Raw genomic sequence first — 25,112 nt, 5'->3', positions numbered from 1 at the left:
GACGATCCGTCGGGGAGCGACCGGTCAGCAGCGCCGCGCCAGCTCGTCGAGCACCGTCGCGAGCGACCGGCCGAGGGATGCGCCCGGGACCGCTCCCCCCGGAGCGCGCCGCACCCGAGTACGGACGGCGTCGGCGACGGCGGCCCCGAGAGCCGCCGGGTCCGCGTCGACAGCAGCGAGCGCCGGGTGCAGCCCGGACCGCAGGCCGCCGAGTTCGTTCGTCACCACGGCGGCCCCTGAACGCGCCGCGTCGAGCGGCGGATGGCTCGGGTGCGGGCTCTGCTGCAGGGAGAGCACCACGTCCGCAGTCCCCAGGAGGTCGAACCACCCGTCCCAACTCAGGGTGCCGACCGAGCGGAGGAGGTGCCCGTCACCGAGGTCGACGTCCGCGTGCGGCTCACCCGCCGAGAGGAACTCGAGGTCGACACGGTCGCCCGCGAGTTCGCGCGCCGCGACCCGGAGCGCGGCCACCCCGAGCGGGAACATGTTCCGCGGCTTGCCGGGCCTACCGTAGAACAGGACTCGGGTGACGCCTCCGGGGTCTCGCGCGCCGCGCACAGCCTCGGCGCGGTCGATCCCGGCACGATCGAGCTCCGGTGCGAACACGAACCGGGGATCGACCTCGATCCTCTCGTGGCGCTCGAGCGCCTCGGCGACCGGGATCGAGTTGACACAGTGCACGAAGCCTGCGCGGTAGGTCGCCGAGGCCACCGCGGACGCGGTGGACCACGGCAGGAAGCCGGGCTCGTGGTCCTGCACCAGGTAGACCACCCGGTCGCGGTGGAGCACACCGGCCCGCGCCGCGACGTCCAGCGCGTGCGCCGTGCGCCAGTAGGTCGCGATCCAGACCGTGTCGGCGGCGAACGTCGCGCCGCCCAGGTCCTCGCGTCGGACGACCCGCATCGCCGGAAGCCCGGACGGGACGACCGACGCGAAGCGCTGTGCGAGGAACCGCTCGGTCGTCCGGGTCGATGCTCGGCGTGGAGAGGTGCCCGTCGTCACGATCCGGAGCGTCCGGCCGGTCCGAGCGGCGAGGCCGGCCGCCACGGCGAGCGCCGTCCGCACACCCGCGAACGCCGCGCCGGGGCCGATCTCCTCGAGCACGAGGACGACCTGCCGCCCGGGGCCGTCCGCGGAGATGCCAGCGAGGACGAGACTGCGGTCGGTCAGTCCGTCGTACGCGTGCACCGACGCCGGTGCACGCCGACGCTCTCCCGCCCGGAGCGCTCCTGTCCTGGTGCGGTCGTCGGCGCGGCGGAGCACGGTCGTACCGGCGGCACAGGCTCGCGCTGCGACCGAGCTGATCCCTCTGACTGTTCGACGCATCTGACCAATATATCGCATGTGACGAAAATCGACCGAGATGGATCGAGTCGGGCGGGGCAGCCCAGGGCGGGCGGGATGCGCAGGGCGGGCCGTGCCGCGTCACCCTCAAGCGATGAACCAGCTTTACATATTGCATACAGGATGTCTTCGACCGATCACGTCAGGATTCGTCCGGCTCCGACCAGAGCCCCAGACGAAAGAGGTTCCATGCGAAAGCACATCAAGACCACCGGCGCGACGCTCCTGACCGCAGCGGTCGCAGCCGGTTGCCTGCTCACCGGAGCCGGCCCCGCGTCGGCGCTCACCCTGGACGGTCCGTACGCGGCGAGCGCGCAGTCGCCGGCGCCCACGGTCAAGGACCTGGTCGCCGTCCGCGACGCCAGCACGGGCGACACGACGGTGACCGGCATCGGTCGCGCTGACTCGGCCGTCCTGATCCGGTGGGCGAGTGGCGCCAACTTCATCGCGATGACCGGCTCTGACGGGTCGTTCTCCGACACCCGCAAGGCCGGGCTGCCCATCGACGCCACGGTCTCCGTTCGGTCGACGGTCTCGGAGGCGTGGCAGCCGGTCGCCATCGTCGAGGGCGAACCGACGTCGCCGGTGGTCGCCGAGCCGAACCCCGGCCAGACCGATCCCGGTTTCACCGCACCCGTGGTCGCGCAGCCGGGTCAGGGCGCGGTGGACCCGGGCTTCACCGCACCGGGCGCACCGCAGGCTCCGACCGTGCGCGACGCTCGAGCGGTCTACGACGCCCGGACCGACACCACCACCGTGACCGGGACGACCGTGGCCGACTCGTCGGCGTCGATCCGCTGGCCGGGGTGGATCGGCAGCATCGTCCGGACCGCTCAGGACGGGACGTTCTCGGACAGCCGCAAGGGGAAGTTCACCACGATCAGCGTCAGGGCGCCGTTCGGTGGCGCCTGGCAGACCGTCCCGGTCACCCAGCACCGGTGACGACCACGCCCTGAGGGCTTCCAGCCCCGGACACGCGACGGGTTCCGTCCGGGCAGGCACCAGCTGCCCGGACGGAACCCGTTCGTCGGTGGACCGACCACCGTGCGGTGGCGGCGTACCGGCGCGGCTCAGGCCGGCACGGACGGCCCGACCGGCCAGCGGAGCAGCGCCGCCGCCGGTGCCCCACTCGGCAGGGAAGCCGCGTTCACCAGCACGAGCTCGGCTTCGGTGAGCACGGCGGCCCGGACGAGCGCACACACCGCCGGCACGGGACCGATCACGGGCGCCCCGGCCGCCCGATCCGGCGTGGTCGCGATCCAGGGTGCCGCCCCGAGTGCGAGCAGCGTCTCGTCACCGATCGCCACGGCGTCGAGGGCGACGGTCGCACCCTGTGCCTGCTGCAGGGCCTCGACGACGGGCCCGAGTCCGGTGACGGCCTGGTCGTCCCCGCGCCCGACGTGGGTCCGGACCAGGTCCTCCAGGTCGTGCCGGTGCGTGGCGAGCACCCGGGCCAGGGCGACGCGGGTGTGGTCACCCAGGACGGTCTCGTCGAAGCCGCCCCCGGGCACCTCGCTGACGAGCCCCCGGGCCTTCGAGGACAGCTTCTCCAGGAGCATCGGCCGGGTCTGCGAGTCGCCGGCCACGACGACGAGCGCCGGGTCGAGTCGGGTGACGGCCCTGTCGACGGCCGCAGCGACCTCGGCCGTGTTCTGCCGCCAGACCTCTTCCGTGCGACGCTGCCAGCGCGGCTGCTTCCAGTCACCGAACCCGCCCTTGACCTTGTGCTGGTCGAAGGTCTCGCCGCTGATGCGCTCCTCGTCGTCGGCCGTGGCGGGGTGGCCGAGCCGGAACGCGCGGTAGCCGCCGCCGTCCTTGCCGACCTGCACGACCAGGAACGGCAGGTCGATCGGACGGTGGGCGACGAGGGGCACGAGGTCGGGCACGGCCCCGACGCCGATCGCCTCGGCACCGTGCAGGTGGCCGGGGAGCACCTCGCTGAGCACGAGCTCGCCGTCGTGGACGAGCACGTACCGGGCGACCGGGGACGGCATCCCCGGCTCCTGCTCGAACTCGCCGGCGATCGTGTCGACGACCTCGGCGCTCGCGCCCTGGGCGCGGAGGGACTCCTCGACGGCGCGGAGCTTCAGCGCGGCCTGCCGTCGCGGGTCCTCGACGTTGCCGGACACGTCGGCGTAGGCCCACGCCCACGTGCCCCCGCCCTCGAGCCGCTCCCCCAGGACCCTGCGCAGCTCACTCGTCGCGTTCGTCGTCGTCATGACAGCTCCTCTCGGCGGTGCGCCGGGGCGTCACGAACCCCGACGTGTCGTGTGCGCCCCACGATCCCCCCGGTGGCCCGGACGCGTCCACGGCTCGGAGCCGACACCCAGCCGCCCCGGCCGCGGTGCACCATCGGGTCAGGTGACGAGCAGCCGTGAAGAACCGTGAACGGCTTCGTGGAAACACAGCAGCGCTCAGTTTCGTGCTCTACTTGCAGCGGACCCGATCCGCCGACGAACCGGAGACCAGGCAATGACGCCATCACCATCTGGACGACAGCTGTCGAGACGAAACCTGCTGAGCCTCGGGCTCGGGACAGCCGCGGCGGGCCTGCTCGCCGGCTGCGCGGTCCCGGGCTCGACGAACGTGAACAAGGCGGCGGTGATCCCCGCGGCCGGCGGTGACACCGTGCAGATCACGTACTGGGCGTGGTTGAAGGACCTGCAGAAGGTCTGCGACGTCTGGAACGCGAAGAACCCCCGCATCCAGGTCACCGCGAACTGGATCCCGGGCGGCAACAGCGGCGGGTACCAGAAGATGTACTCCGCGCTCGCGGCCGGCGGCGGTCCGGACATCGGGCAGGTCGAGCTCCGGCAGATCCCCGAGTTCATGCTCGCGAACGGCCTGGTCGACCTCGCACGCTACGGCGCCAAGCAGTACCAGTCGAAGTACGACGAGGCCGCATGGGCCCAGGTCGAGTTCGTCGACGGCGTCTACGGCATCCCGCAGGACACCGGCCCGATGGGCTTCTACTACCAGACCGCGATCCTGGAGCAGGCCGGCGGCGAACCCCCGGCGACGTGGGACGAGTGGAAGGTGCTCGCCGACAAGGTCCGGAAGACCGGCAAGCAGAACTACCTCGAGGTCTTCCCGGTCGCCGACGCCTCGCCGTTCGCGGCGTACGCGCAGCAGGCCGGCGCCCGCTGGTTCACGACCGACGGCGACGAGTGGGTGGTCGACATGACCGACGACGCCACGCTGCGGGTCGCGGAGTTCTTCGACGGCTGCATCGACGACGGGCTCGTCGACACGTCCGCGGGCGCGTACTCCCCCGGCTGGTACGCGGCGTGCGCGAACGGCCGGATCGCCGCCGTGACGAGTGCGAGCTGGGGCGACGCCCTCATCGAGTCCATCCAGGGCGGCGAGGGCAAGTGGAAGGTCGCGCCGATGCAGAAGTGGGACGCGTCCGGCTTCGGCTCGAGCGCGATCGGCGGCTCGAGCGCCGCGGTCCTCGCCAACGCGAAGCACCCGGCCGAGGCGCTCGAGTTCATCACGTGGATGACCACCTCGAAGGAGGGCATCGACGCGATGATCAAGTACTGCGGCATCGGGTGGTCGCCCGCCCGCGACTACATCGGGGCGCAGCGTGAGCAGCCGAGCGAGTGGTTCTCCGGGCAGAACTACAACGAGGAGGTCTTCGTCCCCGCGGCGAAGGAGCAGAACATCGAGTGGTCGTGGTCGCCCGTGACCCAGTCGGCGTTCACCAGCCTGCAGAACCAGTTCCGTCGCAAGCTCACCGGCGGCCTCAAGCTGACCGACGCCGTCGAGCTCGCCCAGCGGGAGATCGTCCAGTCCTTCAAGGACAAGGGCCTGAGCGTGAGGACCGCCCGATGACCGCCACCCAGCCGGGAACCGGCTACCGCACGAGCACGAAGGCCACGAGCGCGCAGAAGCGTGCCCCGTGGATCCTGCTCGCCCCGTTCCTCGCCCTGTTCCTGCTGACGTTCATCATCCCGATCATCAGCGCGCTGTTCCAGAGCTTCACGACCGTCGACCGCGAGGGCCTGTTCGGCGAGGACGGCGTCACCGGCCGCTTCGCCGGCTTCGACAACTACGCGATCGCACTGCAGGACTCCGGGTTCGTCGCGTCGATCGGCCGCATGCTCCTGTTCGGCATCGTGCAGGTGCCGATCATGATCATCGCGTGCACGATCCTCGCGCTGCTCCTGGAGTCGGCGAGCGCCCGCTGGCCCGCGTTCTTCCGCGCGGTCTACTTCATGCCGTACGGCGTCCCCGGCGTCATCGCGACGATCCTGTGGTCGTTCCTGTACGTCCCGGGCCTGTCGCCGATCGTCGACCTGCTGCAGTCCGTCGGGCTGCAGCCGGACTTCCTCGGTGCGAACAGCGTGCTGTGGTCGATCGCGAACATCGTCACGTGGACGTACACCGGCTACAACATGCTCATCATCGTGGCGCAGCTGAAGTCGATCCCCGGCGAGGTCTACGAGGCCGCGAAGATGGACGGCGCGGGACCCTTCCAGGTCGCCTGGCGGATCCAGGTCCCGCTGATCGCCCCGGCGCTCGTCCTGACGACGGTCTTCTCGATCATCGGCACGCTGCAGCTCTTCGCGGAGCCGCAGATCCTGTCCACGGTCGCCCCGGCGATCGACACGGAGTACACGCCGAACTACGCCGCCTACACGAACGCGTTCGCGTTCAACGAGTACGGCGTCGCGAGCGCGCAGGCCGTGATCATCGCGTTGGCCGCGTTCGTCCTGTCGTTCGCGTTCCTGGCGCTGACGAACCGTCCGCCGAAGCACGAGCGCGACCAGCGGAAGCGGGCGAAGCGGGACGGCCTGGAGGCACGGCGTGCGCTCCAGACGCGTGTCACCACCGGCGACGGGTCGCGCACCGCGACCGGCGTCGCGAACCGCAGCACGACCACCGGAGCCGCCACGGGCCTCCCGGCTGACCGCAAGGGGGCGGAAGCATGACCAGTGAACGCATTGACGGACCGCAGTCGCAGGCTCCTGCGGCGCTGGCGTCGCGGCGCCGCTGGCGCGTCGCCCTGAGCTCCAGCGCGCCCGTGACCGACCGAGCCGCCGAGCCGGTCGACACCACGTCGATCACGGCGCACCAGCGTCGCAAGCTGGACCGGACCGGGAAGTCGCAGATCGTCGTGACGGGGATCCTCGTCGTCGTCGCGGTCTACTTCCTGGTGCCGCTGTACTGGGTCGTCATCGCGGCGACCAAGACGACGGGCGCGCTGTTCGCGACGAACGGGTTCTGGTTCGGCGGCGAGTTCGCCCTGTTCAGCAACATCCAGCAGGTGTTCTCGTACGACGGCGGGATCTTCGTCCGCTGGATCGCGAACAGCGTCCTGTACTCGGGCGTGGGTGCGGTCCTCGCGACGTACTTCGCGGCCGCGGGTGGGTACGCGCTCGCGAAGTACGAGTTCCGCGGCCGACAGCTCGTGTTCGGCACGATCCTCGGCGGCGTGCTCGTCCCGGGCACCGCGACCGCGCTGCCGCTGTTCCTGCTGTTCTCGACGATGGGCCTGACCGACACGTACTGGAGCGTGCTCATCCCGAGCCTCGTCTCGCCGTTCGGCCTGTTCCTGTGCCGGGTGTACGCGGCGGCGTCGGTGGACACGGCGCTCCTCGAGCAGGCGCGCATCGACGGGGCCGGGGAGCTGCGGATCTTCCACACGATCGTGCTGCGCCAGATGACGCCGGCGCTCGTGACGGTGTTCCTGTTCCAGGTCGTCGGCATCTGGAACAACTTCTTCCTGCCGCTCATCATGCTGGCGGACCAGAAGCTGTACCCGATCACGCTCGGGCTCAACAACTGGCGTGCGCAGGTCGATCGTCTGCCAGAGTTCTACCAGCTCACCACCGGCGGGGTGCTCGTCTCGGTCATCCCGCTCGTGATCGCGATCATCGTCCTGCAGCGCTTCTGGCGCGGGGGCCTCACGGAAGGATCGGTCAAGGGTTGACCAACGCTGTTCACTCGTCCTCCATCACCACCAGCACCACGCCCGATGCGCTCGACGCACTCGACGCGCTCGCCTCGACGGCACCGGGCTCGGACACCCGGCTCGCGCCGCGGGCCTGGTTGCACACCGACGCCCCCTCCCTGTCGCTCGACGGGGACTGGGACTTCCGGTGGTCGCCGGTCGCGGACGTCCCGCTCCCGGGGGTGGAGGACGGGTGGGGCAGCCTGCCCGTCCCGTCGCACTGGGTCCTGCACGGGCACGGTGCGCCGAGCTACACGAACCTGCAGTACCCGTTCCCGATCGACCCGCCGCACCCGCCGGAGGAGAACCCCACCGGCGACCACCGACGCACGTTCTCGCTGCCGTCGTCGTTCGACGCGGCGGCCCGCGTGCTGCTCCGGTTCGACGGCGTCGAGTCGCACTTCCGGGTGTGGCTGAACGGCGAACTCGTCGGATGGTCGACCGGGTCGCGGCTGGCGACCGAGTTCGACGTGACCCCGCTGCTCCGCGCGGGTGACAACGAGCTGCTCGTCCGCGTGCACCAGTGGAGCGCCGGCTCGTACCTCGAGGACCAGGACCAGTGGTGGCTGCCCGGGATCTTCCGTTCCGTCACGCTGCTCGCCCGCCCGACCGCGCCCGTCGACGACGTGTTCGTCCGAGCCGGCTGGACCGCCACGCTCGGCGACGCCGCGACCGCGGGCACCGCCGCCTCGGGACGCCCGTCGACCGGGACGGGGACCATCACGTTCCCGACGCTCGACGCCGCGTTCCCCGTCCGGTTCACGGTGCCGTCGCTCGACGTGGACGTCACCTGGGACACCCCGGAGGACGTCGCACCGATCACGGTCGAGGGCGTCGAGCCGTGGAGCGCCGAGCTCCCCCGGCTGTACGACGCGACGGTGTCCACCGGGACGGCCGCCGGCGAACGTGCGGGCGGTGAGACGGTCGCGCTCCGGCTGGGCTTCCGCACCGTGCAGATCGTCGGCGACCGGTTCCTGGTGAACGGCGAGCGCGTGGTCTTCCACGGTGTGAACCGGCACGAGACCCACCCGGTGCACGGGCGGGTCTTCGACGAGGAGCACGCCCGCGCCGACATGGCGCTGATGAAGCGGAACAACGTCAACGCGATCCGCACCTCGCACTACCCGCCGCACCCCCGCGTGCTCGACCTGGCCGACGAGCTCGGGTTCTGGGTCGTGTTGGAGTGCGACCTCGAGACGCACGGCTTCCTGTTCACCGACTGGGTCGGGAACCCCTCGGACGACCCGGCCTGGCGCGACGCGTTCCTGGACCGCATCGCCCGCACGGTCGAACGCGACAAGAACCACGCGTCGATCGTGATGTGGTCCCTCGGCAACGAGTCCGGCACCGGACGGAACCTCGCCGCGATGTCGCAGTGGGTGCACGACCGCGACGACGAGCGGCCCGTGCACTACGAGGGCGACTACACGGGTGAGTACACCGACGTCTACTCGCGGATGTACCCGACGCTGCAGGAGACCGAGTCGATCGGCGGAGGGACCCCGACGCCGCTCATGGAGTGCGGTCCGGCCGAGGCGGCACGGCAGCGCTCGAAGCCGTTCCTGCACTGCGAGTACGTACACGCGATGGGGAACGGCCCCGGGCAGATCGCCGAGTACGAGGCCCTGGTCGACCGCTTCCCCCGGCTGCACGGCGGCTTCGTGTGGGAGTGGCGGGACCACGGGCTGCTCGCCCGGACCGCCGACGGCACGGACTACTACGCGTACGGCGGCGACTTCGGCGAGGTCGTGCACGACGGCAACTTCGTGATGGACGGTCTCGTGCTGCCCGACGACAGCCCCACCCCGGGACTGGCGGAGTTCGCCGCCGTGGTCGCCCCGATCCGGTTCTCGCTCGGCGAGCGGACCGTGCTGGTCGAGAACCGGTACCACTCGGCCTCGACCGCGGGACTGCGGTTCTGCTGGACGCTGAGCCGGAACGGTGTCGTCGAGGCCTCCGGACGCTTCGCCCCCGGCGTCGTCGCCGCGCGGGAGTCCGCCACGGTGCCGGTGCCGGACGAGGTGCTCGCCGCCGCGACGGCCGCACCGGCCGCGGGCGAGGAGCTGTGGTTCGACGTCACCGCAGAGCTGGCGGGCCCGACCGCGTGGGCGGACACCGGCCACGTCGTGGCACGCGCCCAGCGGCTCGTCGCGAGCCGACCGGCGGACGTGCCACGGGCCTCCAGGACGGGGTGGGAGGGCGACCGTCTCGGCGAGGGGACGTTCAGCGCCCGAGGCGACCTGGTGTCCTGGAAGGGGCACGAGGTGGCGGGGCCGCGCCTGGAGCTGTGGCGCGCACCGACCGACAACGACAGCCTGTCGTCGCAGGGCGGGTACGAGACGGCCGACCCGGTGCTCACCGCGGGCGTCGGTGACCCGGACGCCCCGGCTTCGGCAGAGCGCTGGCGGGACCGCGGGCTCGACCGGCTGACGCACCGGCTCGTCGCGGTGACCCGGACCGACCGCGGGCTGGAGCAGCGCGTGCGCGTGGCGGCGGCGAACAGCGGATGGGGCGTCGACGTGACACACCGCTGGACCCTGACCGACGCGGGACTGCTGCTGCAGACGGACGCGGTGCCCTTCGGCGCCTGGGACGTCACGTGGCCCCGGATCGGCGTCCGGTTCGACCTGCCCGCCGGACTGCTCGACGGGTCCGCCGACTGGTTCGGGACGGGGCCGCTGGAGTCCTACGCGGACTCGTCGCACGCAGCACGCGTCGGACGGTTCAGCGCTCCGGTGCGCTCGCTCGGTGTCGAGTACTCGATGCCGCAGGAGACGGGGCACCGGCCGGAGCTGCGTGCACTGTCGGTGGGTCCGTTCACGGTGACGACGGTGGGGGCGCACCGGGCGGGCTTCACGCTGTCGCCGTGGACCGCGCAGCAGATCGGGAAGGCGATGCACCCGTACGAGCTGCCGACGCCGGACCACACGTACCTGTACCTCGACGCGGCGCAGCACGGGCTGGGGTCGCGGGCGTGCGGGCTCGACGTGCTGCCGGAGCACCAGCTGTGGCCGCAGGCGTTCTCGTGGAGCGTGGTGCTCGGGTAGGGCGCCGGGCCGCCGATGGCGGCACCTGCGTGGTGCGGTGCACCTGCGTGGTGCGGTGCACCTGCGCACAAGGGAAAGCACTCCGTGCCACGCGATTGCGTGGTGCGGAGTGCTTTCCGTTGTGCGGGACGCGACGCGGGCCTCCAGCGGCGCGCAGCGTCCCGGCGCGAAGCCCGGCGCTACTGGCCCGCGGTGAGCGCGCGGAGCGCCTCCGGGTCGCTCTGGTCGAGGAAGTCCGTCAGCCGCTCGGGCTCGCCGGGCTCCTCGATCGCCTCGGCCGCGCGCCGCAGGGCGAACAGCGCCCGGAGCACCCCGCGGTTCGGCTCGTGCGACCACGGCACGGGTCCGGCGCCACGCCAGCCCGCCTTCCGCAGGGCGTCGAGGCCGCGGTGGTACCCGACGCGGGCGTAGGCGTAGGACTCCAGGGTCGCGCCGCGCTCCCAGGCCTCGTCGGCGAGGAGCGCCCACGCCAGGCTCGAGGACGGGTGCGACACGACGACGCTCGACACGGGAGCGTCGGCGGCGAGCGCGGCGGTCACCTCCGGCTCCTCGGGCAGCAGGGTCGCGGGGTTCGCGGTCGGGTTCGGCAGCAGGTTCTCCGGCATGCGTCCAGCCTGTCACCTCTTGCCTGTCATCTCTTGCCTGGGGCCGGGTCCAGCCGTACGGTGGGTGACACCTCGTCGTCACCGCGGGGCTGCCGGGGCGGGAGACCGACCGGCGGCACGGGTGGCGGACACGGGGGTCCCCGACGGAAGAGCCGCCTTGCAGTCGATCACCGGTACCGCGCAGTCCTCGCGCTGACACCGTGATCGTCGCGCCCCGTCGGGCGTGTCCGCGCCGTCGGCCCCTCCGGGTCGCCGCGGGTCCGGTGTCGTGCGCCCAGCTCACGATCCGGGAGGCACCCCCATGCCCGCAACACCCTCCGTCGTCCTGCACGACGTCACCTTCACCTGGCCCGACGGCACCGTCGCGCTCGACCACCTGTCCACCGCCTTCGGGTCCGGCCGCACCAGCCTGGTCGGGAGGAACGGGGCCGGCAAGTCCACGCTGGTCCGGCTCGTCACGGGGCAGCTCCACCCCACGTCGGGCACCGTCCGCACGTCGGGTCCCGTGGACCTGCTGCCGCAGCGGCTCGCCACGCGCCCCGAGGACACGGTCGCGGACCTGCTCGGCATCCGCCCGGCGCTGGCGGCACTCCGCGCGATCCTCGACGGGGACGCGGCCCCGGAGCACTTCGACGCCGTCGGGGACGACTGGGACCTCGAGGAGCGGGCCGCCGCCGCCCTCGACGGGATCGGGCTGGGCGCGATCGGTCTGGCCGGGATCCGGACGGGTGCCGCCGTCCTGGACCGGCCGGTCGCGACGCTGTCCGGCGGGCAGGCCGTGCTGGCCGCGGTCGCCGGCATCCGACTGCGCGGCCGGCCGGTGGCGTTCCTCGACGAGCCGACGAACAACCTCGACCGCCGTGCCCGCGGCCTGCTGCTCGACCTGGTCGACGACTGGCGCGGGACCCTCGTGGTCGTCAGCCACGACCGCGAGCTCCTGGAGCACGTCGACGAGACCGTCGAGCTGCGGCAGGGCTCGGCGACCGTGTACGGCGGGACGTACGCGCAGTACGAGGCGCACGTCGCCGTGCAGCAGGCGGCGGTCGAGCGCGAGGTCCGGGTCGCCGAGCAGCGGCACCGCGCCGAACAGCGACAGCGCATCGAGGCCGAGACGAAGATCGCCCGCCGCGCCCGTTCGGGCCGGAAGGCCGCCGAGGGCATGCCGAAGATCTTCGCGAACGAGATGCGGAAGCGCGGCGAGCAGACCGCGGGGAAGCTCCGCACCGGGTACGCCGAGGACGAGGCCGCGGCCCTGTCGGCGAAGCACGAGGCCGAGTCCCGCCTGCGCGACGACGAGTCCCTGCACGTCACCCTGCCCGTCCCGGACGTCCCGGCGTCGCGGCGCATCGCGACCGTGACGGTGCGGGGCCGGCAGACGATCGTGCAGGGGCCCGAGCGGGTCGCCGTGGTCGGGGACAACGGGGTCGGCAAGAGCACGCTCCTCGACCAGCTCGTCGGGGTGCCGGACGCGCGGGAGCACCCGCTGCCGGAGACCTCGGCCGTCCCGCACGTCGACCGGGTGGCGTACCTGCCGCAGCGGAAGGACACGCTCGACGACACCGCGTCGGTGCTCGACAACGTCCGGCGGGACGCCCCGCACGTCCCGGTCGCCGAGGTCCGGAACCGCCTGGCTCGGTTCCTGGTCCGCGGCGACACCGTCGACCGCCCGGCGGGGGCCCTGTCCGGCGGGGAGCGCTTCCGGGTGGCCCTCGCCGCCCTCGTGCTGGCGGACCCGCCACCGCAGGTGCTCGTGCTCGACGAGCCGACGAACGACCTCGACCTGACGAGCGTCGACCAGCTCGTGGACGCCCTGCGGGCCTACCGAGGCGCCCTCGTGGTGGTGAGCCACGACGAGACGTTCCTGGAGCGGCTCGACCTGACGACGAGGATCGAGCTGCGGTAGGCCGCGGCGAGCGCGGGACGACCGCCCCGGGGCCGCGGCCGGTGCGGCCTGCCCGGGCTGGTCAGCGCCGCCGGGTCGGCCGGATCGCGAGCGACTCGATCGTCCCGCGCTCCGGCAGGTCGACCACGGTGCGGACCGCGGCGGCGACGTCCTCCGGGGCGAGGTAGTACGCGGTGTCGTAGTCCTCGCCGAGCTTCTCGGTCAGCGCCCGCTGCATGTCGGAGTCCGTGCGACCGGGGTGCACGCTCGACACCCGGACGCCGTTCGCCCGTTCCTCTTCACGCAGGGCGTCGGCGAACGCACGCAGGGCGAACTTCGACGCCGCGTACACGCCCCCGCCCGGTCCGGCGACGAACCCGGAGCCGCTGTTCACCGGCACGACGATGCCCCGCGCCGCCCGGAGTGCCGGGAGCGCCGCCCGCGTCAGCTCGGCGACCGCGAAGACGTTCGTGGCGAACACGGACTCCCACACGTCGCGCGGGGTGTCCGCGATCCGGGTGCCCTGCTCGACCCCGGCGGAGTGCACGAGCACGTCGAGCCGGTCGGGCAGCGGGGGTAGGTCACCGGCGCCGAGGTCCCCGACGAACGGCGCCGCGCTCGGCAGCTCCGCGACCAGGGCGTCGACCGCGGCGGCCGTGCGTCCACCGACGAGGACGCGGTGCGTCCGCCCGAGGTCGAGCGCGATCGCGCGGCCGATCCCCCGGGTCGCGCCCGTGACGAGGGCGACGGGACGGGTGGCGGCAGGTGCGGTGTCGGTCATGCCCACCACCCTACGGACGGTGCGCGGCGGACCCGCACCGTGCCTCCAGGCCGTGGACCGGACGCGGTCAGTCCTTGGTGCGTCCCGCGCTCTCCCGGATCCGGATGCCCTCGAGCACGTCCTTCGCGTGCTGCTCGTCCTGCTTCTCGATCTGCCGGGTGTCCCGCTCCGGGAGCTGGATGTCCTCCTCCGCCCGGATGCCCGCCTGCAGCTGCCGGCCGCGCTCGAGCTCGGCGTCGAACTCCGCACCGAACAGCAGCGCGTTGTTCGTGATCCAGATCCACAGCAGGAAGACGATCACGCCTCCGAGGGATCCGTACGTGGCGTTGTAGTTCGAGAAGTTGCCGACGTAGAAGCCGAACCCGACGCTCGCCACGATCCAGATCGTGATCGCGAGCAAGGCTCCGCCGCTGACCCACTTGAACTTCGACTGCCGGATGTTCGGCGCCCAGTAGTACAGGACCGCGACGATCACGATCATGATCGCGAGCAGGATCGGCCACTGCACGATGGAGACGACGAGCGCGGCCGCGTCACCGAGGCCGACGACGTCTCCGAACGTGCGCGCGATCGGCCCGGAGACGAGCACGAGCAGGCCGACGACGAGCAGCACGACGGTGAAGACCGTGACGCCGAGCATGGTCGGGCGGAGCTTCCAGATCGGGCGGCCCTCGCGGACGTTGTAGATCCGGTTCATCGCGCGGCCGAACGCCCCGACGAACCCGGACGCCGACCAGAGCGCGCCGAGCACACCGACGATGAACGTGATCGGGGCCGCGGGCGAACGGACGAGCCCCTCGATCGGGCTCTGCAGCAGGTCGGCGACCTGTCCGCCGCCGACGTTCCGCACGACGTCGAGCAGGGTCTCGATCGTGTCCTTCGGGTTCGACACCAGGCCGAGGATCGACACGATGGCCAGCAGGCCCGGGAAGAGCGCGAGCACCGTGTAGTAGGTCAGGCTCGCGGCGAGGTCCGTGCACTGGTCGCTCGAGAACTCCCGGAGGGTCTTCTTGAGCGTGTAGGTGAAGGACGGCTTCGTGAGGTCCGCCGGGCTGTCCGGCTTCCGGGGGTCGTCCGGCGCGGGCTTGTGCTGCAGGTCGTCCAGGTCGTGCTGCTTGCGCGCCATCGGCTCAGCCCTTCGTCTTCGCGAGGGCCTTCGCCGCCGCCTTCGACCGCTTCGCGGCCTGCTTCCGGTTCGCCGTCGCCCGACGCTGCACGGCCGAGATGCCGGCCCGCTGCTTCACGCGGTTCCGGTGCACCGGGTCGCGTTCGAGCGAATCCTCGGCCGCCTTCCGACGGGCCTTCCGCCCCTTGCGTCCGCCCTTCGCCTGGTCCGGGTCCGGCTCGCCGCGGGCGCCGAACGGCAGCAGGGCGGTGAACGCCGTCGACGCCGGCGGTCGGTCGAGGTGCCCGGCGTCGGTCCGGCCGATGCGCGCCCCGAGGACGATCGCCGCGATGCCGGTGACGGCCGTGATGCCCATCGCCACGAGCGGGGTGGGGTCGCGGTGCCAGCGCTGGCGCGCCTTCGCGACGGCGAGCCGGGTGCGCGCAGGCACGTCCGAGCGCCGCCGGATCTCGGCGACGCTGTCGGTGAGCCGCTCACGCGTGCGTACGTTCGCGAGCTCCAGCTCGGGGAGACTGTCCTTGGCCATGCATCGTGCCTACCAGTGCGGGACCGGCGTGGTCTCAGCGGAGCCGCCCGGCGCAGCCGGACAGCGGACGGGAGGCACGTGGCGGGCCCGCCACGTGCCTCCCGTCCGGTGCGGCGCGCGCTGCTGCGCCGAGCGGCGCGGGTCAGTCCGGGAGGACGACGTCCTCGGGGACGCCGGAGACCGCCGAGCGCCCCGCCGCCTCCATGACCGCGAGGCTCCGTAGGTTGTCGCGGCCGCTCGTCTCGGGAGCCGGACCGCCCTCGACCGACCGGGCGAAGGCCTGCAGCCCGCCCTGCCGGTCGGCGTGCTGCATCGAGGGCAGCTCGACGGGTTCTGCCGCCGCGTCCTGGTCCTTCCGGAGCGTGACGCGGTCACCGGCGACCTCGCTCGGCGAGCCGTCGCGGCTCGTGAACCAGAGCTCGCCGTCCTCGCCCTGGATGCTCCACTCGCCGGCCCAGGCGGTGCGCGGCGCCCGGCTCAGCCAGCTGCCGCGGTAGCTCACGACGAGGCCGCCCTCGAGCTCGATGACCATCGAGGTGATCGCCTCGTCCTGGTACTTGCTGTACGACGGGTACGAGGCGCGGGCGTACACCCGGACGGCCTCGCGACCGGTGACCATCCGGAGCAGGTCGAAGTGGTGGATCGCCATGTCGTTGATCATCGGGTGCGGGAACCGGTAGTGCGGGTAGGTCTCGACGGGCTCGTCGTTGTCCCACTGCCGGAAGTCGATGTCGATCGCCGAGAGCTCCCCGACGGCGTCCGCCTCGAGCAGCTCCTGCACGACGCGGGGCGCCGGGTACCAGCGGTAGTTCTGGCTGACCTGCAGCACGAGGCCGAGCTCCTCGGCCCGGCGGACGGCCTGCAGCGCCTCGTCCGTGGAGTTCGCGAACGGCTTCTCGACGAGCACGTGCTTACCGGCCTCGAGCGCCTCGAGCGCGAGCGGCACGTGGGTGACGGCCGGGGCGGTGATGACGACGGCGTCGGCCTCGACCGCGGCGAGGGCCTCGGTGAGGGACGCGAACGCGCTGCTCTCCGGCATGCCGAGGTCGGTGCGGACGGCCTCGAGCGTGGCCGCACTCGGGTCGACGAGCCCGACCACCTCCACTTCGGTGACCTGCGGGATGGCGGTGCGGGCCCAGTTGCCGCCCCACCCTCCGAGACCGACGTGGATGATTCGGACCGTCATGCGTGCACTCCTTCGTGACCGGCGCCCCACGACTCCCGCGGCGCGTGCGTCCAGTCTGTCAGGGGCTGCGGCGGGGGCGCGCAGGCGGGCGGGATCGTCTGCGTCTCGTCGGTGGAGCAGAAGACGTCGGGTGTCCGCGGGCCGACTCGACGTCTGCTGCTCCATCGACGGTCGGAACGACGGACCGCCCGGCGGCGGAACGGCGGGCGGGCCGGTCCGGTCAGTGCGTGAACGCGTAGGCGATGAGCGCCATCGTGACGATGAAACCGGCGAGGTAGTTGATCCAGAGGAACCGCTTCCACCCCGCGTTCGCCGACTCGGCCCCGGCGTCCGTGACGTTCCACCACGGCAGGACGTTGAGCGCGTACGGCACGACGACGATCGCCGCGATCGGCCCCGGGAAGTCCGAGAACAGCAGCGCGACGCCCGCGACGAGGTACGCCACGAACGCCAGGCGCACAGTCGCCCGCGCGCCGATCACCGTCGCCACGGAGCCGATCCCGCCCGCCCGGTCCGCGAGCACGTCCTGCACCGCTCCGAACGCGTGCGAGGCCACGCCCCACAGGAAGAACGCCACGCACACCGCGACGAGCTGCCCGGTCCACACGGGCCCCGCGAGCGCCAGGCCGTAGACCGCCGGCGACACGAAGTGCGTCGACGACGTGAGCGAGTCGAGGAACGGCTTCTCCTTGAAGCGCAGTCCCGGCGCCGAGTACGCGATCACCGCGAACACGCTGATGGCGAGCACCAGCCACGACCACGGGCCGTTGCCGGACAGCGCCCCGAGCACGACGAGCGCCACGAGGAACGGGACGTTCGTCACGACCACGGCCCAGAGCGTCGTGCGGTGCACGCTCTTGTCGAGCAGGGCGCCCTCGACGCCGCCCTTCCGCGGGTTCCGCAGGTCGGACTCGTAGTCGAAGACGTCGTTGATCCCGTACATCGCCAGGTTGTAGGGCACGAGGAAGTACACGACGCCGACGAGGAACGCGACGAGCGAGAACCCGCCGCCGCCCTCGACGCCGACCCCGCTGCCGAGCAGGTAGGCCGCCCCGAACGGGTAGGCGGTGTTCACCCAGCTGATCGGCCGCGACGACACGAACAGCGCGCGCAGGGTCGACGGCCTGGAGGCAGTGGTGGCGTTCACGGGGTCTCCTCCGGTACGGGGGTGGAGCGGTCGAACAGGACCCACAGGCTGGGCAGCAGCACGACGGCCGCGATCGAGTACGCCAGGTCCTCGACCGGGATCACACCGATCTTCAGCCCGCTGATCAGCGATGCGTCGTACGCGACGACGCCCGTGCCGACGATCACGTTGTCGAACACGATCGTCATGACGAGCAGGGCGATGCCCGCGACGACCGAGGTGGCGACAGCGACCCGGCGGGAACCCCGAGCGGCGGCACCGCCGCGTCCCCGACGCCGCGCGACGACCCCCGCCACGACCGCGACGACGGCGACCACGGCGAAGAACGGCAGCGCGAGGAGCGCGTAGGTGGCGTTCACGACCGTGACCGTCCCGCGGCCGATGCCCGGCGTTCGAGCACGGGTCGGACGAACCCGACCAGGTCCATCGTCGTCCAGCAGAGCAGCACCAGGAAGAAGAGCTCCTCGAGCGGGACGTCCGGTGCGAGCAGGATGCCCGTCAGCAGGTCCTGCGGACCGATGAAGAAGATGCCGAGGGCGACCCCGGCGACGTCCCACACCATGAAGAACACGAGGCCGACGGCCATCACGGTCGCCGCCCGCCACGGTGCCCGCCAGAAGAACAGGCGGTAGCGGGCGTCGAGCACCGCGACGCCGGTGATCGACACGAGCAGTCCGGCGAGGTACAGCCCCGGCATCAGCCAGCGGTCCGCGACGAACCCACGGGCGAGGGCAGCGGGGTCGGCAGCGGTTCGGTGCTCGTGTCGCCGTGGATGCGCTTGAGCAGGACCTCGGCGCTGATCAGGCACATCGGCAACCCGATGCCCGGGGTCGTCGAGGCGCCCGCGTAGTAGAGCCCCTGGACCCTGCCCGAGACGTTCTTCTCGCGGAAGAACGCGCTCTGCGCCAGCGTGTGCGCCGGCCCGAGCATCGAGCCGCTCCAGGCGTTGTAGTCGTCGGCGAAGTCCTGCGGGCCGATCGTCCGGCGCACCCGGATCCGGTCCCGCAGGTCGGGGACACCGGCGCGCTCGGCGATGACGTCGATCGCCCGGTCGGCGATCCGCTCGACCTCGGCGTCGCCGGCACCGTCGATGCCGCCCTTGCCGATGGACAGGTCGGCCGGCAGCGGTACGAGGACGAACAGGTTGCTCGTGCCCTCGGGCGCGACGGAGTCGTCGGTGAGCGAGGGCGCGCACACGTAGATCGACGCGGGGTCCGGCACGTGCCGGTCCTTGCCGAAGATCGCGCCGAAGTTCGCCTGCCAGTCCTCGGTGAACACGAGGGTGTGGTGCAGCAGCCCGGGGACGGGGCCGTCGACGCCGAGGTACGCGAGCACGGCGCTCGGACCCGGATCGCGCTTCCGCCAGTGCGCCTCGGGGTAGGTGCGGTGCTCGGGGCCCAGCAGGTGCAGCTCGGTGTGGTGCAGGTCCGACGCGCTCACGACGAGGTCGGCCGGCAGGGTGTGCCGGGCACCGGTCGCGTCGCGGTGGACGACACCCGTGACATGGCCGTCCTCGACGAGGATCTGCTCGACCGGCGACTCGGTGGCGATGGTGACGCCCTCGCGCCGGGCCACGCGCTCGACGGCGGCGATGACCTCGGTGATCCCGCCCTTCGGGTAGAGCACTCCGTCGGCCAGGTCGAGGTGGCTCATCAGGTGGTACATGCTCGGCGCCGCGTACGGGCTCGTGCCGAGGAACACCGCCGGGTAGCCGAGGACCTGCCACAGCCGGCGGTCCCGGACGGCCTTCGACGCGAAGGTCGACAGCGGCTGGAGCAGCAGGCGCGCGAGCTTCGGCAGACGACGGAGCACGTCGGGCGCCGCGAGCTTCGTGAGGTCCTCGAAGGTCGTGTACAGGAACCGGCGGACGGCCATCGCGTACGTGTCGGCCGCCGAGTCGAGGTACTTCCGCATGCGGTCGCCGGCACCGGGCTCGATCGACTCGAAGAGCGCGATGTTGGCCTCTCTGTCGGCGAGCAGGTCGATCGGTTCGTCGTGCCCCTCGGAGTACACGCGGTAGCCCGGGTCGAGCTTGATCAGCTCCATCTCGGCGTCCGCGGAGGTACCGAGCAGCTGGAAGAAGTGGTCGAACACCTCGGGCATGAGGTACCACGACGGCCCGGTGTCGAACCGGAAGCCGTCGCGCTCCCACGAACCGGCGCGGCCACCGAGCTGGTCGCGCTGCTCGAGCACCGTGACGGCGTAGCCCTCCCGCGCGAGCAGTGCGGCGGACGCGAGTCCGCTGATGCCACCACCGACGACGACGACACGACGGGCGGGCACCGTGCGTCCCGGGGTGGTCGGGACCGCCTTCTGACCGGAGGCGCGTGGCGGGGTCACCGCGAGCCTCCCGTCCGGTGGTGCGCGGCCCGGGACGCGAGCGGCGCGCGACCGGCGAGCACCTGCGCGGCGAGCCGGGCCTTGACCGGGTTCGGGACGCGCACCCGGCTGGTGACCAGCCGGTCCGCCGGGGTCGCCGCGATGCGGTCGTTGAGCTCCTGGAACAGCGCGTGCGCGAGTCCGACGGCCTTGCGCGCGTCGGCGGGGAGCAGCGGCACCGTCAGCGCGGCACGGTCGAGGTCGGCCTGCACGTCGGCGACCAGGCGGCGTTTCGTCGTCTCGTCGAACGAGCGGATGTCGACGCCCGGGAAGTACGAGCGGCCGAGGACCTCGAAGTCGGCGTGCAGGTCGCGGAGGAAGTTGACCTTCTGGAACGCGGCGCCCAGGGCCCGCGCGCCGTCCACGAGCACGGTGTCGTCGAACGTCGGCCGGCCCGCGCGGTGCACGAAGGCACGCAGGCACATGAGCCCGACGACCTCGGCGGAGCCGTACACGTAGCGGTCGAAGGACTCCTGGTCGTGCTCGGTCCGCTCGAGGTCCATGCGCATCGACGCGAAGAACGGCTTCGTGAGCTCCGGGCCGAACCCGGTGACGCGGGCGGTGCGGGCGAAGGCGTGCACGACGGGGTTCACCGAGAAGCCGAGCGCCATCGCCCGCTCGGTGTCCGCCTCGAGCTCGTCGAGGACCGTGCGGGCGAGGTCGTGGTCGAGCCCGGCCTCGGTCGCGGGACCGTCGACGACCTCGTCGGCGACGCGGACCAGGGCGTAGACGTTCCGGATGTGCTCGCGGGTGTCCTTCGTGAGCAGCCGGCTGGCGAGTCCGAAGGACGTCGAGTAGCGCTCGATGACCACCCCGGACGCAGCCTCGGCCGTCGCGTCGTACAGGGGCAGACGCGGGGGTGCGGTCTGGGTCACCGCACGCGCTCCAGCAGTTCGGTCACGAGGCCCTCCAGTCGGTCGGCGAGGTCGTACGGCAGCGCCGCGAGCTCGGCCCGGGCGAGTGCGGCGTGCTCGGCGATCCGGGACTCGGCAGCCGAGCGGGCGCCGCAGGTCTCCAGGGTCGCACGGAGTTCGGCGGCACGCTCCTCGGTCAGGTCGGGGTCGCCGAGGTACGGCGCGATGTCGTCCCAGCAGTCCGTGGTGGCCGCGTAGGCGACGAGCATGGTGCGCTTGCCCTCGCGGAGGTCGCCGAGGACGGACTTGCCGGTCGCGGCCTCGTCGCCGTACACCCCGAGCAGGTCGTCCACGATCTGGTAGGCGATCCCGATCTCGCGGCCGAAGGCCCCGAGCGCCTCGACCACGAACTCCGGAGCGCCGGCCAGGACCGCGCCGGACTGCAGCGGCGCCTCGAACGAGTAGACGCTCGTCTTCGCCCGTTCCATCGCGAGGACCTCGTCCACCGAGGGCATCACGCCGTGCGCCAGGTCGACGTCGGTCATCTCGCCGGCCGCGCTCGCGAAGACCGCGTCGTCGAGGATCTCGAGCAGCCGGGAGCGTCGCTCGCCGGTGACGCCCGAGGCCTCGATGAACCGGGCCGCGGCGACCAGCGCCAGGTCACCGGCGATGACGGCCGCGCTCACGCCACGGTGCTCGGCGGTCGGCAGTGCGAGGCCGCCCGTCGTGCCGGTGTCGCGGAACGACCCGGCGACGTTCGGCTCACCGCGGCGGGACCAGTCGCGATCGATGACGTCGTCGTGCACGACCAGGGCGGTGTGCAGGAGCTCGTAGGCGGCGGCGACGTTCGCGGCCGCGTGGTGGTCGGTGCCGCCGAGGAAGCCGTAGGCGGTGAGGACCATGCGGGGACGGAAGCGCTTGCCGCCCATGCTCGCCTTGCGGAGCACGCGCCAGAGTTCCTCCGACGGGCGGCCGAAGCGACGGGCCCGGGCCGAGGACACGGTGAAGAAGCGTTCGATGCAGTCGTCGACCAACCCCAGGTCGATCTGCGCCACGGTGGCCGCTTCCTCGCTCATTGGCCTAACCTATCGGGGCAGATGAACACTTTCCCGGAAACCGTCGTCCTGCTGGCCGAGGACCGTACCCCGGTCGGCACGGCGGACAAGTTCGCGGTGCACACGACCGACACTCCCCTCCACCTGGCGTTCTCGTGCCACGTGCGGAACACCGACGGCGACGTCCTCGTCACCCGTCGTGCGCTCTCGAAGAAGACCTGGCCCGGGGTGTGGACCAACACGTTCTGCGGCCACCCCGGCCCGGACGAGGCGTTCGAGGACGCCGTCGCCCGTCGAGCGTCGCGCGAGCTGGGCATCACCGTCCGCGACGTCGAGCTCGTGCTGCCCGACTTCCGGTACCGCGCGGTGGACGCCTCGGGCATCGTCGAGAACGAGGTCTGCCCGGTGTTCCGCGCCGTGACCGACGACGTCCCGGCGCCCGCGGACGACGAGGTCGCCGAGTGGGCATGGGTCTCCGAGGACGCGCTCCGGGAGTCCGTCGCCGGAGCACCCTTCGCGTGGAGCCCGTGGCTCGGCTGGCAGTTGACGGAGCTCGAGCGACAGGGGCTGCGCGTCACGCGCTGACCCGGCGCGCGCCCGGCACCCCTGTGCCCGGAGCCCGGCGCCCGCAGCGGGACAGCGCCCGCAGCGGAACGGCGCGCTGCGACCTGCAGCGCGCCGTTCCGACCGGATCGCTACGCCCAGGCGACGGACACGCACTTCGCGATGGTCCCGGTGGTGAAGCCCGCTGCGGCGGCCAGGCACCGCGTACACAGCACGGCGGTGGCGCACGCGGCGCCGCACGCGAGGCCGAGGACCGCGATCACCGCCCAACTCACCCCGATGCTGTTGAGACAGGTGTTCAGCCGGTTCCGGTCGAGCCCTCGCGTCCCGGTCGGCGAAGCGGACGCACCCTGCTCTCCCCGGTGCAGTTCAACGTTCTGCACGAGCGCACCGTCCTGCCACTGCGCGAAGTGCACCGACGTGATCGACGTCATCGCCGCGACCATCTCCGTGACGGTCGTCTGCCCGGCGGACGTCGTGAACGCGACCTTCGTCATCTCCGGCACGTCCGTCCCGACGAGCGGCACGGAGACGACCGTCGCCGAACCGAACCGAACCGGAACGCCTGCGCTGCTGCACAATCCGCCGAGAGCGCGGACCGCGGCACAGAGGCCCGGGTCCGGGTCCGGGTCGATGCCCGCAACGGGCTGCTGCGACCTGCTCCCCGAAGACGTCGAGGAGCATGTGCGCACAATGGGCGCATGACGACCGCCCACACGCCGACGAGCGCCGCGGTGCTGTTCGACCTGCTCGCCGACGACCCGGTGGTCGCGAGTGTCAAGGACCCGGGCTCGCTCGACGCCGTGCTCGCGTCGGACCGCGGCGTCGTCTTCCTGCTCTACGGCAGCGTGCTCGACGTCGCCGACACCGTCGAGCGCTGCAAGGCCACCGGCAAGACCGTGCTCGTCGACGTGGACCTGCTCGACGGGTTCGCCGCCAGGGAGGTCGTGGTCACCTGGCTCGCGGCGAACACCCGCGCCGACGGGGTGCTGTCGACGAAGGCGAACCTGGTGCGGGCGGCGAAGCGGGCCGGGCTGGTCGCCGTGCACCGGTTCTTCCTCGTCGACTCGTTCTCGTACCACCAGCTCGCCCGGGTCGTGGCGCAGTCGCAGCCGGACGCGGTGGAGATCCTGCCGGGGTGCGTGCCCCGCGTGCTCACCTGGTTGCGCGACGACGTCGACGTGCCGATCGTCGCCGGCGGTCTCGTGTGCGACAAGGCCGACGTGGTCGCGGCCCTCGGTGCCGGTGCCGTCGCGGTCGCCTCGTCGAACCGGGACGTCTGGGGCATGTGACCACCCCGCGCTGGTGGTCCCGCCCGGACCGGGGTAGCGTTGCCCCTCGGTCACGACGGGTGGCCTCGGTCCGTCCAGCACGGACGGACCAGCACGACGAACCGGAAGGGCAGGTGAGGCGCGATGTCGGGTGACCATCCTCGATCGGGCCGGACGACCGCCGCGGTCGTCGCCCTGCCCGTTCGCTGACGTACGCCCCCGCTCCCCCGGGACGCCCGGGCGCGTGCACACCCGTCCCGGCCCGCCCGGGTCTCGCGCCGGACTGCTCCCGACACTCGAGGAGCACGACATGGCACTCATCGACAACGCCGTCTACGTCGCTGGACGTCGCGTCGGCAGTCCGTCGACCCTGTCGCCCGACACCCGGGGCGACCTCGCCTGGATCGGACTGCTCCGTCCGGACGATGCCGAGCTCGCCGCCGTCGCGAGTGAGTTCGACCTGCACGAGAACGCCGTCGAGGACGCCCGGAAGGGCCACCAGCGCGCCAAGCTCGAGCGGTACGGCGACACGCTCTTCCTGGTGCTCCGACCGGCCTGGCACCGCACCGACACGAACGAGGTCGAGTTCGGGGAGGTGCATCTGTTCGTCGGCGACCGCTTCGTGATCAGCGTCCGGCATGCGGCGAAGCCCGACCTGGCGGCCCTGCGCTGCCGCGTCGAGGCCGACCCGGAGTTCCTGGCGAAGGGCTCCGAGGCCGTCACCGCGGCGGTGCTCGACGAGGTCGTCGACGGCTACGCGCCGGTCGTCGAGGTCCTGCAGGACCAGGTCGACGCCATCGAGGACCAGCTGTTCGCCGGCCAGGTCGACCCGGGTGTCTCGAAGCGGATCTACCAGCTGCTCAGCGAGGTCCTCGCCTTCCAGCGCGCCACGACCCCGGTGCCCGCGATGGTCCAGGGGCTCCTGCGCGGCGCGGACAAGTACGGCGTCGACGACGAGGTGCAGCACCGCCTGCGGAACGTGCTCGACCACGCGCTGCGCGTCACGGAGCGCGTGGACTCGTTCCGGGCCCTCCTCGAGAACGCACTGACGCTGCACGCGACCCTCGTCAGCCAGGAGCAGAACGAGGCCATGCGCCGGATGACGAGCGCGAGCCTGGCGCAGGGCGAGGAGAGCCGGCAGCTCGCCCGCGCCGCGCACAAGCAGGGCGAGGAGGTCAAGAAGATCTCGTCGTGGGCGGCCATCCTGTTCGCCCCCGGGCTGATCGCCGGCGTCTACGGCATGAACTTCGACCACATGCCCGAGCTGCACTGGCGCTACGGCTACCCCGCCGCCATCGTCGCGATGCTCGCGCTCGCCGGCATCCTGTGGGTGGTGTTCCGGAAGCGGAACTGGCTCTGACCCGCTCGCGGGTGGCGGGCGGGAGGATC

The 25,112-nt window shown here is 72.2% G+C and carries 22 protein-coding genes and 1 pseudogene; 9 read left to right on the top strand and 14 right to left on the bottom strand.

Translation table 11 applies throughout. The features are described 5' to 3' along the window. Positions 1-24: 24 nt before the first annotated feature. Positions 25-1,188 (bottom strand): rhamnosyltransferase WsaF family glycosyltransferase, encoded by a 1,164-nt coding sequence (locus FB462_RS03220; RefSeq protein ID WP_141860132.1) that lies wholly within the window; start codon positions 1,186-1,188, stop codon positions 25-27. A gap of 345 nt (positions 1,189-1,533) precedes the next feature. Between FB462_RS03220 and FB462_RS03215 the strand changes: the two genes are divergently transcribed. Beyond that, positions 1,534-2,286 (top strand): hypothetical protein, encoded by a 753-nt coding sequence (locus FB462_RS03215; protein WP_141860130.1) that lies wholly within the window; start codon positions 1,534-1,536, stop codon positions 2,284-2,286. 128 nt (positions 2,287-2,414) lie between these two features. Here FB462_RS03215 and FB462_RS03210 read toward each other — a convergent pair whose 3' ends face one another. Further along, complete coding sequence (locus tag FB462_RS03210; protein WP_141860129.1) at positions 2,415-3,563, bottom strand: baeRF2 domain-containing protein; 1,149 nt, start codon at positions 3,561-3,563, stop codon at positions 2,415-2,417. A gap of 253 nt (positions 3,564-3,816) precedes the next feature. On the opposite strand from FB462_RS03210, the gene FB462_RS03205 reads away from it, so the two are divergent. The 4 genes and pseudogenes from FB462_RS03205 to FB462_RS03190 all read left to right on the top strand — a co-directional run bounded on the left by FB462_RS03205 (position 3,817) and on the right by FB462_RS03190 (position 10,347). Beyond that, positions 3,817-5,178 carry an extracellular solute-binding protein gene (locus FB462_RS03205; protein WP_141860127.1) on the top strand — a complete coding sequence of 454 codons (1,362 nt, stop codon included), beginning with the start codon at positions 3,817-3,819 and terminating at the stop codon, positions 5,176-5,178. Next, positions 5,175-6,092, top strand: a pseudogene (locus FB462_RS03200) (carbohydrate ABC transporter permease); the annotation flags it as partial. The gene FB462_RS03205 and the pseudogene FB462_RS03200, both read left to right, overlap by 4 nt. A gap of 182 nt (positions 6,093-6,274) precedes the next feature. Continuing rightward, positions 6,275-7,279 carry a carbohydrate ABC transporter permease gene (locus FB462_RS03195; protein ID WP_373286864.1) on the top strand — a complete coding sequence of 335 codons (1,005 nt, stop codon included), beginning with the start codon at positions 6,275-6,277 and terminating at the stop codon, positions 7,277-7,279. A 23-nt stretch (positions 7,280-7,302) separates the two neighbouring features. Beyond that, a complete protein-coding gene (locus tag FB462_RS03190) occupies positions 7,303-10,347 on the top strand; it encodes a glycoside hydrolase family 2 TIM barrel-domain containing protein (protein WP_141863234.1) in 3,045 nt (1,014 codons plus the stop codon). 179 nt (positions 10,348-10,526) lie between these two features. On the opposite strand, the gene FB462_RS03185 is transcribed toward FB462_RS03190, so the two are convergent. Beyond that, positions 10,527-10,952 carry a DUF3151 domain-containing protein gene (locus FB462_RS03185; RefSeq protein WP_114850325.1) on the bottom strand — a complete coding sequence of 142 codons (426 nt, stop codon included), beginning with the start codon at positions 10,950-10,952 and terminating at the stop codon, positions 10,527-10,529. A gap of 301 nt (positions 10,953-11,253) precedes the next feature. Here FB462_RS03185 and FB462_RS03180 point away from each other — a divergent pair, with 301 nt between their 5' ends. Beyond that, complete coding sequence (locus FB462_RS03180) at positions 11,254-12,855, top strand: ABC-F family ATP-binding cassette domain-containing protein (RefSeq protein WP_141860125.1); 1,602 nt, start codon at positions 11,254-11,256, stop codon at positions 12,853-12,855. Between the two features lie 61 nt (positions 12,856-12,916). Here FB462_RS03180 and FB462_RS03175 read toward each other — a convergent pair whose 3' ends face one another. The 10 genes from FB462_RS03175 to FB462_RS03130 all read right to left on the bottom strand — a co-directional run bounded on the left by FB462_RS03175 (position 12,917) and on the right by FB462_RS03130 (position 21,909). Then, positions 12,917-13,615: an SDR family oxidoreductase gene (locus FB462_RS03175; protein WP_141860123.1), complete on the bottom strand. Its 699-nt coding sequence runs from the start codon at positions 13,613-13,615 to the stop codon at positions 12,917-12,919. A 67-nt stretch (positions 13,616-13,682) separates the two neighbouring features. Continuing rightward, positions 13,683-14,741 carry a YihY/virulence factor BrkB family protein gene (locus tag FB462_RS03170; RefSeq protein WP_208738885.1) on the bottom strand — a complete coding sequence of 353 codons (1,059 nt, stop codon included), beginning with the start codon at positions 14,739-14,741 and terminating at the stop codon, positions 13,683-13,685. Between the two features lie 4 nt (positions 14,742-14,745). Beyond that, positions 14,746-15,267, bottom strand: a complete 522-nt coding sequence (locus tag FB462_RS03165) for a hypothetical protein (protein WP_114850327.1) — start codon at positions 15,265-15,267, stop codon at positions 14,746-14,748. A gap of 142 nt (positions 15,268-15,409) precedes the next feature. After that, a complete protein-coding gene (locus FB462_RS03160; protein ID WP_114850328.1) occupies positions 15,410-16,453 on the bottom strand; it encodes a Gfo/Idh/MocA family protein in 1,044 nt (347 codons plus the stop codon). Positions 16,454-16,673: 220 nt separating this feature from the next. Next, entirely contained in the window at positions 16,674-17,600 is a 927-nt protein-coding gene (locus tag FB462_RS03155) for a prenyltransferase (protein ID WP_114850329.1), read from the bottom strand. Continuing rightward, positions 17,597-17,959, bottom strand: a complete 363-nt coding sequence (locus FB462_RS03150) for a lycopene cyclase domain-containing protein (RefSeq protein ID WP_114850330.1) — start codon at positions 17,957-17,959, stop codon at positions 17,597-17,599. Before FB462_RS03150 ends, FB462_RS03155 begins: the two co-directional genes overlap by 4 nt. Further along, on the bottom strand, positions 17,956-18,297 hold the full coding sequence (locus FB462_RS03145) for a lycopene cyclase domain-containing protein (RefSeq protein ID WP_114850331.1): 342 nt from the start codon (positions 18,295-18,297) through the stop codon (positions 17,956-17,958). The genes FB462_RS03150 and FB462_RS03145 overlap by 4 nt, the downstream gene beginning before the upstream one ends. Further along, the gene (crtI, locus tag FB462_RS03140; RefSeq protein WP_114850332.1) at positions 18,297-19,940 is read right to left on the bottom strand and encodes a phytoene desaturase family protein; all 1,644 of its coding nucleotides are present in this window, start codon (positions 19,938-19,940) and stop codon (positions 18,297-18,299) included. Before crtI ends, FB462_RS03145 begins: the two co-directional genes overlap by 1 nt. Further along, on the bottom strand, positions 19,937-20,854 hold the full coding sequence (locus FB462_RS03135) for a phytoene/squalene synthase family protein (protein WP_141860122.1): 918 nt from the start codon (positions 20,852-20,854) through the stop codon (positions 19,937-19,939). Before FB462_RS03135 ends, crtI begins: the two co-directional genes overlap by 4 nt. Further along, positions 20,851-21,909 (bottom strand): polyprenyl synthetase family protein, encoded by a 1,059-nt coding sequence (locus FB462_RS03130; protein WP_141860120.1) that lies wholly within the window; start codon positions 21,907-21,909, stop codon positions 20,851-20,853. Before FB462_RS03130 ends, FB462_RS03135 begins: the two co-directional genes overlap by 4 nt. 21 nt (positions 21,910-21,930) lie before the next feature. Here FB462_RS03130 and idi point away from each other — a divergent pair, with 21 nt between their 5' ends. Next, positions 21,931-22,473 (top strand): isopentenyl-diphosphate Delta-isomerase, encoded by a 543-nt coding sequence (gene idi / locus FB462_RS03125; protein WP_141860118.1) that lies wholly within the window; start codon positions 21,931-21,933, stop codon positions 22,471-22,473. Between the two features lie 110 nt (positions 22,474-22,583). On the opposite strand, the gene FB462_RS03120 is transcribed toward idi, so the two are convergent. Continuing rightward, a complete protein-coding gene (locus tag FB462_RS03120) occupies positions 22,584-22,979 on the bottom strand; it encodes a hypothetical protein (RefSeq protein ID WP_141860116.1) in 396 nt (131 codons plus the stop codon). Positions 22,980-23,153: 174 nt separating this feature from the next. Between FB462_RS03120 and FB462_RS03115 the strand changes: the two genes are divergently transcribed. Both FB462_RS03115 and FB462_RS03110 read left to right on the top strand, forming a co-directional pair. Further along, a complete protein-coding gene (locus FB462_RS03115; protein WP_114850337.1) occupies positions 23,154-23,744 on the top strand; it encodes a glycerol-3-phosphate responsive antiterminator in 591 nt (196 codons plus the stop codon). 289 nt (positions 23,745-24,033) lie between these two features. Beyond that, positions 24,034-25,083, top strand: a complete 1,050-nt coding sequence (locus FB462_RS03110; protein ID WP_114850440.1) for a magnesium and cobalt transport protein CorA — start codon at positions 24,034-24,036, stop codon at positions 25,081-25,083. Positions 25,084-25,112 lie beyond the last annotated feature (29 nt).

It is taken from the genome of Curtobacterium citreum (assembly GCF_006715175.1).
GTDB lineage: Bacteria > Actinomycetota > Actinomycetes > Actinomycetales > Microbacteriaceae > Curtobacterium > Curtobacterium citreum.
The sequence above is the reverse complement of the archived record's forward strand: the minus strand, read 5'-3'. Positions and strand labels throughout refer to the sequence as shown.

Excerpts from the sequence above, each read along its gene's own strand:
- FB462_RS03215 (WP_141860130.1), top strand. The coding sequence starts at position 1,534 with ATGCGAAAGCACATCAAGACCACCGGCGCGACGCTCCTGACCGCAGCG.
- FB462_RS03210 (WP_141860129.1), bottom strand. The coding sequence starts at position 3,563 with ATGACGACGACGAACGCGACGAGTGAGCTGCGCAGGGTCCTGGGGGAG.
- FB462_RS03205 (WP_141860127.1), top strand. The coding sequence starts at position 3,817 with ATGACGCCATCACCATCTGGACGACAGCTGTCGAGACGAAACCTGCTG.
- FB462_RS03195 (WP_373286864.1), top strand. The coding sequence starts at position 6,275 with ATGACCAGTGAACGCATTGACGGACCGCAGTCGCAGGCTCCTGCGGCG.
- FB462_RS03185 (WP_114850325.1), bottom strand. The coding sequence starts at position 10,952 with ATGCCGGAGAACCTGCTGCCGAACCCGACCGCGAACCCCGCGACCCTG.
- FB462_RS03180 (WP_141860125.1), top strand. The coding sequence starts at position 11,254 with ATGCCCGCAACACCCTCCGTCGTCCTGCACGACGTCACCTTCACCTGG.
- FB462_RS03175 (WP_141860123.1), bottom strand. The coding sequence starts at position 13,615 with ATGACCGACACCGCACCTGCCGCCACCCGTCCCGTCGCCCTCGTCACG.
- FB462_RS03170 (WP_208738885.1), bottom strand. The coding sequence starts at position 14,741 with ATGGCGCGCAAGCAGCACGACCTGGACGACCTGCAGCACAAGCCCGCG.
- FB462_RS03165 (WP_114850327.1), bottom strand. The coding sequence starts at position 15,267 with ATGGCCAAGGACAGTCTCCCCGAGCTGGAGCTCGCGAACGTACGCACG.
- FB462_RS03160 (WP_114850328.1), bottom strand. The coding sequence starts at position 16,453 with ATGACGGTCCGAATCATCCACGTCGGTCTCGGAGGGTGGGGCGGCAAC.
- FB462_RS03145 (WP_114850331.1), bottom strand. The coding sequence starts at position 18,297 with ATGCCGGGGCTGTACCTCGCCGGACTGCTCGTGTCGATCACCGGCGTC.
- FB462_RS03130 (WP_141860120.1), bottom strand. The coding sequence starts at position 21,909 with ATGAGCGAGGAAGCGGCCACCGTGGCGCAGATCGACCTGGGGTTGGTC.
- idi (WP_141860118.1), top strand. The coding sequence starts at position 21,931 with ATGAACACTTTCCCGGAAACCGTCGTCCTGCTGGCCGAGGACCGTACC.
- FB462_RS03115 (WP_114850337.1), top strand. The coding sequence starts at position 23,154 with ATGACGACCGCCCACACGCCGACGAGCGCCGCGGTGCTGTTCGACCTG.
- FB462_RS03110 (WP_114850440.1), top strand. The coding sequence starts at position 24,034 with ATGGCACTCATCGACAACGCCGTCTACGTCGCTGGACGTCGCGTCGGC.